Source organism: Caballeronia choica, from assembly GCF_001544535.1.
In the GTDB taxonomy this organism is placed as follows: Bacteria; Pseudomonadota; Gammaproteobacteria; order Burkholderiales; family Burkholderiaceae; genus Caballeronia; species Caballeronia choica.
In genome coordinates, this window is the sequence record NZ_FCON02000212.1 from 1 (window position 1) to 9,437 (window position 9,437).

Consider the following 9,437-nt stretch of genomic DNA (forward strand, 5'->3'; position numbering starts at 1 on the left):
AACGGGCTAGCGGCGCATGGCAAGGATTGGCGTTGGGAAGCTGCTTTCTTTGCTTACTTTCTTTGCAGCAGCAAAGAAAGTGAGTCCCGCCCCGGACAGGGGCAGAGCAAATAAACCACTAAGAAAACAATTTCCATGGAAGCACAAGCGCATCAAACGGTGTAACCCAACCTAAACCCCAACCCCAACCCCAAGCGCCAGCAACCCAACCAATACCCCAAAGCGCAAGCAAAAGAGCCCCCTTATGGCAAATGCACTTCCCGAAAGGTTGCTCCCGGGCGCACCCTACCCGCTCGGAGCCAACTGGGACGGTCTAGGCGTGAACTTCGCCGTGTTCTCGACAAATGCCCACCGCATCGAGGTGTGTCTCTTCGACAGTACCGGCCGCAAGGAGCTGATGCGCTTCGACCTGCCCGAGTGCACCGACGAAATCTGGCACGGCTACCTGCCAGGCGCACACCCCGGCACCGTCTACGGCCTGCGCGCCCACGGTCCCTATCAGCCGCAACACGGGCATCGCTTCAATCCGCACAAGCTCCTGCTCGACCCCTACGCGAAAAAACTCGTCGGCCCGTGGCGCTGGTCCGATGCGCTCTTCGGCTATCGCGTGCATTCGAACCGCCTCGACATGTCGATGGATCGCCGCGACTCCGCGCCCGCCATGCCCAAGGCCATCGTCACCGACGACGCCTTCGACTGGTCCCGCGACAAGCGCCCCGACACGCCCTGGGGCGACACCATCATCTACGAGACGCACGTGCGCGGCACCTCGATGCTGCGCAACGATATCCGCCAGCACGAACGCGGCTCGTTCGCGGCGCTCTCGTCGCCGTGGTTCATCGAGCACTTGCAGAATATCGGCATCACCGCCGTCGAGTTCCTGCCGGTCCACGCGTTCCTCAACGACCGCTTCCTCGTCGAGAAGGGCCTGCGCAATTACTGGGGCTACAACACGGCGGCGTTCTTCGCGCCGGAGCCGTCGTATCTGTCGACGCATCGGCTCAACGAAATGCGCATCGCCGTGCGGCGACTGCATGCGGCAGGCATCGAAGTGATTCTCGACGTGGTCTACAACCACACCTGCGAAGGCACCGAGCAAGGCCCGACCGTCTCGTGGCGCGGGCTCGACAACGCAAGCTATTACCGCCTGATTCCCGGCGACGAACGCCGTTACATCAACGAAACGGGTTGCGGCAATACCCTGAACCTGTCCCATCCGCGCGTGCTGCAGATGGTGATGGACTCACTGCGCTATTGGGCTACGGCATTCAACGTCGACGGCTTTCGTTTCGATCTCGGCGTGACGCTCGGCCGCGAAGGCCACGGCTTCGACCCCGGTTCGGGCTTCTTCGACGCGATCCGCCAGGACCCGATTCTCTCCACGCGCAAGCTGATTTCCGAGCCGTGGGACATCGGCCCCGACGGCTATCAGCTCGGCAATCATCCGCCGGGTTTCGCCGAATGGAACGACAAGTTTCGCGACGGCGTGCGCCGCTTCTGGCGCGGCGATGCGGGCCTGCGCCCCGATCTGGCCGCGCGGCTCACCGGTTCGGCGGAACACTTCAACCGGCGGTTTCGCAAACCGTGGGCATCGGTGAATTTCGTGGCGTCGCACGACGGCTTCACGCTCGCCGACGTCACCGCTTACGGGCACAAGCACAACGAGCTGAACCAGGAGGGCAACAACGACGGACACAACGAGAATTGCAGCGCAAACTGGGGCGTGGAAGGTCCGTCCGACGATCCCGAAATCCTGGAGACGCGCGGCCGGGTCGCGCGCTCGCTGATCGCGACCTGCCTGCTGTCGCTCGGCACGCCAATGCTGCTCGCGGGCGATGAATTCGGCCGCACGCAACACGGCAACAACAACGCGTATTGCCAGGACAACGAGACGTCGTGGATCGACTGGGAACAGGCGAATTCGCCGCATGGAAAGGCGCTGACGGAGTATGTCGCGCGCGTCGTTGCACTGCGCAAAAACTACCCGGTGCTGCGCGAAACGCGCTTCCTTTACGGCGATCGCGAAGTGCTGCCGGGCCTTTACGACGTAAGCTGGTTCGACGAGCGCGGCACCGCGCTCGCGATCGAAGCATGGCAGGACCCGGAAGGCCGCGCGCTCACGCTGCGCCGCGCGGGGCCGGGCACGACGGGCGAAACGGATGTGATCCTGCTGATGATCAACGGGTCGTCGCATGCGCTCACGTTCACGCCGCCACCGCCGCACTTGGAATGGAACGTGCTCCTGGATAGCGCGGTGCCTGATGCGCCGCAACGGCCGCTTGTCGGCAGTGAGCTGGAGGTGGCGGCGCACAGCATCGTCGTGCTGCTTGCCCAGCCGACCGGCGAAGCCGACTGGCAGGCCGTCTGGATGGCGGGCGCGCATCAGGGGCCGCGGCTGCTCACGGCATTGCCGCCCGATCCGGGCACGCTGGTGACGCACCGGGCGCCGGAGATTCCGTCGCAGAGCGGGCCCGACACGGCGCCGGACAGCGGCACGACGCAATGAACCTCACGACGACGACCACCACGAAACAGGGCGCGGCTTTGCAAGGCAACCGAAAACGGCAGGAAATCATGTCCGAATGTCCGATCGATCCGCACAAGCATCATTACACGTACTGTCTGCCGTTCGGCGCGCACGTGGTGGGCACGGCGCGGGAAACGCCCCGGACGCGTTACCGTTTCTGGGCGCCGTCGCGCAAGGCGGTGCAACTCGAAATCCATGCTGACGCGAACACCGCGCCCGCGCTGATCGACATGGAGCACACCGGCGACGGCTGGTTCGAAGCCGAAGCCGATGGCGGCGCCGGCACGCGCTATCTGTACCGGCTCGACGAGAACCTCGCGGTGCCCGATCCGGCATCGCGCTTCCAGCCGGAGGACGTGCACGGCCCGAGCGAAGTGATCGACCCGCGCGCGTATCGCTGGACCCACACGAACTGGCACGGCCGCCCGTGGGAAGAGACCGTGCTCTACGAACTGCACGTCGGCGCGCTGGGCGGTTACGCGGGTGTGACCGCGCGTCTGCCGGAACTCGCCGAACTGGGCGTGACGGCCATCGAACTGATGCCGCTCAACGATTTCTCCGGCAGTCGCAACTGGGGCTACGACGGCGTGCTGCCCTACGCGCCTGACTCCTCGTATGGACGTCCCGACGAGCTGAAAAAGTTGATCGACACGGCGCATGGCCTCGGCCTGATGGTATTTCTCGATGTCGTCTACAACCACTTCGGCCCGGACGGCAATTACCTGAGCGCGTATGCGAAGACGTTCTTCCGCGAAGGCGTGAACACGCCGTGGGGTCCCGCGATCGATTTCGAACGCCCGCAAGTGCGCGACTTCTTCTTCGACAACGCGCTCTACTGGCTGCGGGAATATCGCTTCGACGGCTTGCGCCTCGACGCCGTCCACGCGATCAACGACGACGAGTGGCTGCGCGAACTCGCGCATCGCGTCCGCAGTTCGGTCGAAGCGGGGCGCCATGTGCATCTCGTGCTGGAGAACGAGCACAACACGTCGAACCTGCTGGAGTCGCATTTCAACGCGCAGTGGAGCGACGACTCGCACAACACGCTGCACGTCCTCCTGACGGGCGAGGACGAAAGCTACTACAGCGCGTACATCGACAAACCCATCGAAAAGCTCGCACGCGTGCTGTCGGAGGGCTTCGTGTATCAGGGCGATCCATCGCCGATCCACGACGGCAAGCCGCGCGGCGAACCGAGCGCGCACCTGCCGCCGACGTCGTTCGTGATGTTCCTGCAGAACCACGATCAGGTCGGAAACCGCGCGATGGGCGAGCGCCTGCGCTCGCTCGTCTCCGACGAAGCGCTGTTCGCCGCGACGGGCCTCATGCTGCTGTCGCCGCAAATTCCGCTGCTCTTCATGGAGGAGCAGTACGGCTCGAAGCAGCCGTTCCTCTTTTTCACCGACTATCACGACGAACTCGCCGATGCCGTGCGCGAAGGGCGTCGTCGTGAATTCGCGAAGTTCTCCGCCTTCACCGACGAAAAGCGCCGCGCGCAGATTCCCGATCCGAACGACGCGAGCACGTTCAGGATGTCGTCACCTTCCCCGACGCAAGCCGAAAGCGACGCGGACCGCCTCGAATGGCTGCACTTCTACCGCTCCGCGCTGACCGTGCGCGCGAAGCTGATCACGCCGCGCCTGAAGGACGCCAAGGCGCGCGGCGCCACCGTGCTCGACACGAAGGCGCTCACCGCGCGCTGGAAACTCGGCGACGGCGAAATCCTGTCGATCGCGCTCAACCTCGGCGAAACGCCCGTCGCGCTGCCTGAACTGCCGCCCGGCAAGATCATCTTCGAGACGCCGGCGCGCGCGCAGGATCGCGTCAAGCGCGGCGAACTCGGCGAGCGCACGTTCGTCGCGTGGCTCACGGGCGAAGTCAACGATTACGCCATCGCGCACGACGCCCGCCGCTTCGAACGCACCACGACCGAAGGACACACCTCGTGAGCCCGACCTCCAGCAAACCGTCCGCCCCGATGAGCGCGATCGAATCGCTTGCCGCGCGCGCGGGCTTCGAAGTCGAATGGCTCGACGCGCACAAAAACACCCGGCGCGTCCCGGAATCGACCTTGCACGTGCTGCTCGAACGGCTCGGCCTGCCGTGCGGCACGGCCACGCAACTCAAGCACAGCATGGCCGCGCTCGATGCCGAGTTGTCGGGCCGCAAGCTGCCGCCGCTGATTACCGCAGAAGTGGATCGCGGCATCGCGCTGCCGGTATCGGCGGCGAAATCGGGCGCGCGCTACAAGATCGAACTGGAAAGCGGCGCCGTGATCGACGGGCGGTTCACGTCGCCGAAGGGCGAGATCGCGCTGTTGTCGCCGATTGCCGAACCGGGCTATCACACGTTGGTCATCAACGACCATCACACGACGCTCGCCGTCGCGCCGTCGCGCTGCTACACGATCGGCGACGCATGGCGCGCGCTGCACGAAGACTCGGCGAAGGACGCCCCGCCGCTCTGGGGCGTCGCCGCGCAAGTCTACGGATTGCGGCGTTCCGGCGATGGCGGCATCGGCGACTTCTCGGCGCTTTCGACGCTCGCCGTCGAGAGCGCGAAACGCGGCAGCCATGCCGTCGCGATCAGCCCGATGCACGCGATGTTCAGCGCCGAGCCGCAAAAGTTCAGTCCTTACTCGCCGTCGTCGCGGCTCTTTCTCAATATCGCGCACATCGATCCGGCCGCCGTGCTCGGTGCACCGGCCGCGCGAGCGGCGATCGAGCGCGCGGGCGTCGCGCAGGAACTGGCGGCGCTCGAAGATCTCTCGCTGATCGACTGGCCGCGCGCGTCGAAGGCGAAGCTCGCGATCCTGCGTGCCCTCTTCGAATCGTTCTCGCAATACCACGATTCGCCGTTCGCGAAAGACTTTGCATCGTTCGTCGAAAGCGGCGGCCGCGCGCTCGAAGACCACGCGCGCTTCGAGGCGCTGCAGGCCGATCAGCTCGCGAACGCGGGCGACGGCCACTGGCGCAACTGGCCCGACGAATTGCGCGATCCGCGCAGCGCCGCCGTTGCGGCCTTCGCGGAATCGCGCCGTGGTGACGTGGATTTTTATCTCTTCACGCAATGGCTCGCGTCGAAGGGCCTGGCGCACGCCCAGCACGCCGCACGCGACGCCGGCATGGCGATCGGGCTGGTCGCCGATCTCGCCGTCGGTTGCGACAGCGCGGGCAGTCACGCGTGGTCGTATCGCGACGAGATGCTGACGGGCGTTTCCGTCGGCGCGCCGCCCGACCTCTTCAATCAGGCGGGGCAATCGTGGGGCCTCACCACGTTTTCCCCGCGCGCGATGCGCACGCAAGGTTTCTCCGCGTTCATCGACATGTTGCGCGCTTCGTTCGCGCGCGCGGGCGGCATCCGCATCGATCACATTCTCGGCTTGCGGCGCCTGTGGCTCGTGCCCGAAGGCGAACCCGCGAAGGACGGCGCGTACCTGCGCTATCCGCTCGACGACCTGCTGCGCCTGATTGCGCTCGAATCGTGGCGGCATCGCGCGATCGTGGTCGGCGAGGACCTCGGCACCGTGCCGCCCGGCTTCAGCGAGCGGCTGGAGGAGCACGGCCTGCTCGGCATCCGCGTGCTGTGGTTCGAGCGCGCGAAGCAGGGCGACGGCTTCAAGCCGCCGCACGAATGGGACCACGAAGTCACCGCGACCACGACCACCCACGACCTGCCGACCGTCACCGGCTGGTGGCGCGGCGCGGACATCGAATGGCGCTCGAAGATCGGCCAGACGGCCGCGCGCGAGGACGGCCGCGATCCGGTCGCACTCGCGATGGATGAGCGCGCCGAGGATCGCGAGCACTTGTGGCAGGCGTTCCAGGATGCCGGCGTCGCCGCGCCCGACGTTCCCGCGCCGCCGGTCGAGAGCGCGCCCGTCGACGAGGCGCTCGCCTTCGTCGCCGCGACGCCCGCGCCGCTCGTCACGTATCCGCTGGAAGACCTGCTCGCGCTGGCCGACCAGCCGAACCTGCCCGGCTCCATCGACGAGCATCCGAACTGGCGGCGGCGCCTCGCCGTGCCGGTCGATGAACTCTTTCTCGACGAGTCGTTCGCGGATCGGCTGCTCGCCGTCGACAGCGCGCGCGCCCGCTCCGCGCTGAACCCTCCACCGACCGAATCACCATGACCGTACCGCGCTCCACGCTCCGGCTGCAGCTTCACAAGGGCTTCACCTTCGACGATGCCGCCGCCCAGGTCGACTACTTCGCCGCGCTCGGGATCAGCCACGCGTATCTCTCGCCGATCACGACGGCGACGAGCGGCTCGACCCACGGCTACGACACGGTCGACTACACGCGCGTGAATCCCGAACTCGGCGGCGAGGAAGGACTGAAGCGCCTGGTCGAAAAGCTGCGCGCGCACGAGATGGGGCTGATCGTCGACGTGGTGCCGAATCACATGGGCGTCGGCGGGTCGGAGAACGCGTGGTGGCTCGACATCCTCGAATGGGGCCGGCACGCGGCGCACGCGCGTTTCTTCGATGTCGACTGGCACTCGCCCGATCCCGCGCTGCGCGGCAAGGTGCTGGCGCCGTTTCTCGGCGCGGCGTACGGCGAGGAATTGCAGGGCGGCAAGATCAAGCTCGCGTATCGGGCGGACGAAGGCCGCTTCGTGATCGAGTATTACTCGAACACGTTTCCGGTGTGCCCGGTCGACTATCCGTCGATCCTGCAGGAAGCGCCCGAACTCGGGCAACGCTTCGCCGGCCTGACCACGCAGCCCACCGACCACGCCCGCGCCGCCGACGCGCGCGCGGCATTCGCGACGCTCGCCGCGACCGAGGGCGGTCGTGCGGCCATCGATGCGACGCTCGCCGCGCATTCCGCCGATTCTCCGCAAGGCCGCGACCGTTTGCATCGGCTGCTGGAGCGCCAGCACTTCAGGCTCGCGTGGTGGCGCACCGCGGCCGACGAGGTCAACTGGCGGCGCTTCTTCGATGTCAGCACGCTCGGCGGCGTGCGTGTGGAGCGGCCGGAGGTGTTCGAGGCATCGCACGCGCTGATCTTCCGGCTCTTTACCGAAGGCCTGATCGACGGCGTGCGCATCGATCACGTCGACGGACTCGCCGAGCCGCGCGAATATTGCCAACGCCTGCGCCAGCGGCTCGATGAACTCGCGCCGCAACGGCCCCAGGCGTTGCAGGACGGGCGCACGTATTTCATCGTCGAGAAGATTCTGGCGCGCGGCGAGCCGTTGCGCAGCGACTGGCAAGTGGACGGCACGACCGGCTACGACTTCATGAACGACGTCGGCGCGCTCCTGCACGATAGCCGCGGCGCCGAGACGCTCGCGCGTGCGTGGGCCGCGTTGTCCGGGCGCAGCGCCGATTTCGCCGACGAAGCGCTCGTCGCGCGCCGCAAGATCCTGGCGGAGAACCTGTCGGCGGAACTGGATCGCGTGACGCGCGCGCTGCATCGGATCGCCCGCGATACGCCCACGACGCGCGACTTCACGTTTTCCTCGCTGCGTCGCGTGGTCGGCGAACTCGTGGTGCAGTTTCCCGTGTACCGGATCTATCCGGTGAACGCGGTGCGCAGCGCCGAGGACGAGCGGTATTTCTCGCAGGCGCTCGACGGCGCGCGCGCGGCGCTGTCACGCGCGGATCATGTCGTGCTCGATCAGGTCGCGCAGTGGCTCGGCGGCAAGCTGCCGGACGAGGCGCCCATCGCAGAGAAGCCGCGCGAGCGTGCCGCCGAGCGCGGACGCGACCGCAACCAGGCCGCGGCCCAGGCCAACGCCCCCGCCTCCAGCGGCGCGCAGCGGCGCAGCGCGCAGACGCTGTTCTCGCAACTGACCTCGCCGGTGGCGGCGAAGGCCGTCGAGGATACGGCGTGTTATCGATACGGACGACTGTTGTCGCGCAATGAAGTCGGCGCCGATCCGGGGGAATTCGCGTTGTCGGTCGAAGCGTTTCACGAGGGCAATCTGGAGCGCTCGAAGGCGTTCCCGCACGCGATGCTCGCGACCGCGACGCACGACCACAAGCGCGGCGAAGACGTGCGCGCGCGCATCGCGGCGCTCTCGGAGATTCCCGACGAATGGGCGACGACGCTGCACAACTGGTCGACGCTGAACGCGCCGTTGCGGCGGACCGTCGCAGGCGACGATGCGAACTGGGCGCCCGGCCCCGGCGCCGAGGCGATGCTGTATCAGACGCTCGTCGGCTGCTGGCCGCCCGGGTTGTCGGCGGATGACGAGGCCGGCGTGAAGGAGCTTGCTGAACGCGTCGCGCAATGGCAGTTGAAGGCGCTGCGCGAGGCGAAGTTGCGCACGAGCTGGTTCGCGCCCGACGAATCCTACGAGAACGCCTGCCGCGAGTTTCTCTTCGACATCGTCGCGCCGCAGCGACGCGATGGCTTCCTGCGCGAGTTGCCGGCGTTCGCGGCGCGGATCGCGCGGGCCGGCGCGATCAACAGCTTCCAGCAGACGTTGCTGCGGCTCACGTCGCCGGGCGTGCCCGATCTCTATCAGGGCACCGAGTTGTGGGATTTCAGTCTCGTCGACCCCGACAATCGACGCCCGGTGGATTTCGAACAGCGGCGTGCGTGGCTGGCTGAAGGCGAAGAAAAAGGGCCGCCGTCGGAGCAATTGGCGAACTGGCGCGACGGGCGCGTGAAGCTGGCGCTCGTGCGGCGGGCGCTCGCGTTGCGGCAGCATGCGGCAGCGCTGTTTGCGCAGGGCGAGTATTTGCCGCTGGAAGTCGAAGGCGAGCATGCGGACCGCGTGATCGCTTTCGCGCGGCATGCGGGCAGCGCGTACGTGATCGTGATCGCGTCGCGGCTTGCGGAACCGTTGCTGTCGAAGGACGGTGATGTGCCGCTCGTCGATGCCGATCGATGGGGCGATACGGCGGTGATCCTGCCGGACGCGCTCGGCTCGCGCGCGCTGTTCGACTGGATGAGCA

4 protein-coding genes are annotated in these 9,437 nt (G+C 66.9%); all 4 read left to right on the top strand.

Translation table 11 applies throughout. From position 1 onward, the window contains the following. The first annotated feature begins 244 nt into the window (after window positions 1–244). Complete coding sequence (gene glgX / locus AWB68_RS39875; RefSeq protein ID WP_087649690.1) at window positions 245–2,506, top strand: glycogen debranching protein GlgX; 2,262 nt, start codon at window positions 245–247, stop codon at window positions 2,504–2,506. A gap of 68 nt (window positions 2,507–2,574) precedes the next feature. Beyond that, on the top strand, window positions 2,575–4,476 hold the full coding sequence (treZ, locus tag AWB68_RS39880; RefSeq protein WP_087649693.1) for a malto-oligosyltrehalose trehalohydrolase: 1,902 nt from the start codon (window positions 2,575–2,577) through the stop codon (window positions 4,474–4,476). Window positions 4,477–4,505: 29 nt separating this feature from the next. Next, window positions 4,506–6,659, top strand: a complete 2,154-nt coding sequence (gene malQ / locus AWB68_RS39885) for a 4-alpha-glucanotransferase (RefSeq protein WP_087649691.1) — start codon at window positions 4,506–4,508, stop codon at window positions 6,657–6,659. Next, window positions 6,656–9,437 (top strand): malto-oligosyltrehalose synthase (gene treY / locus AWB68_RS39890; protein WP_087649692.1); only part of this gene is annotated, 2,782 nt, incomplete at its 3' end. The genes malQ and treY, both read left to right, overlap by 4 nt.

Excerpts from the sequence above, each read along its gene's own strand:
- glgX (WP_087649690.1), top strand. The coding sequence starts at position 245 with ATGGCAAATGCACTTCCCGAAAGGTTGCTCCCGGGCGCACCCTACCCG.
- treZ (WP_087649693.1), top strand. The coding sequence starts at position 2,575 with ATGTCCGAATGTCCGATCGATCCGCACAAGCATCATTACACGTACTGT.
- malQ (WP_087649691.1), top strand. The coding sequence starts at position 4,506 with ATGAGCGCGATCGAATCGCTTGCCGCGCGCGCGGGCTTCGAAGTCGAA.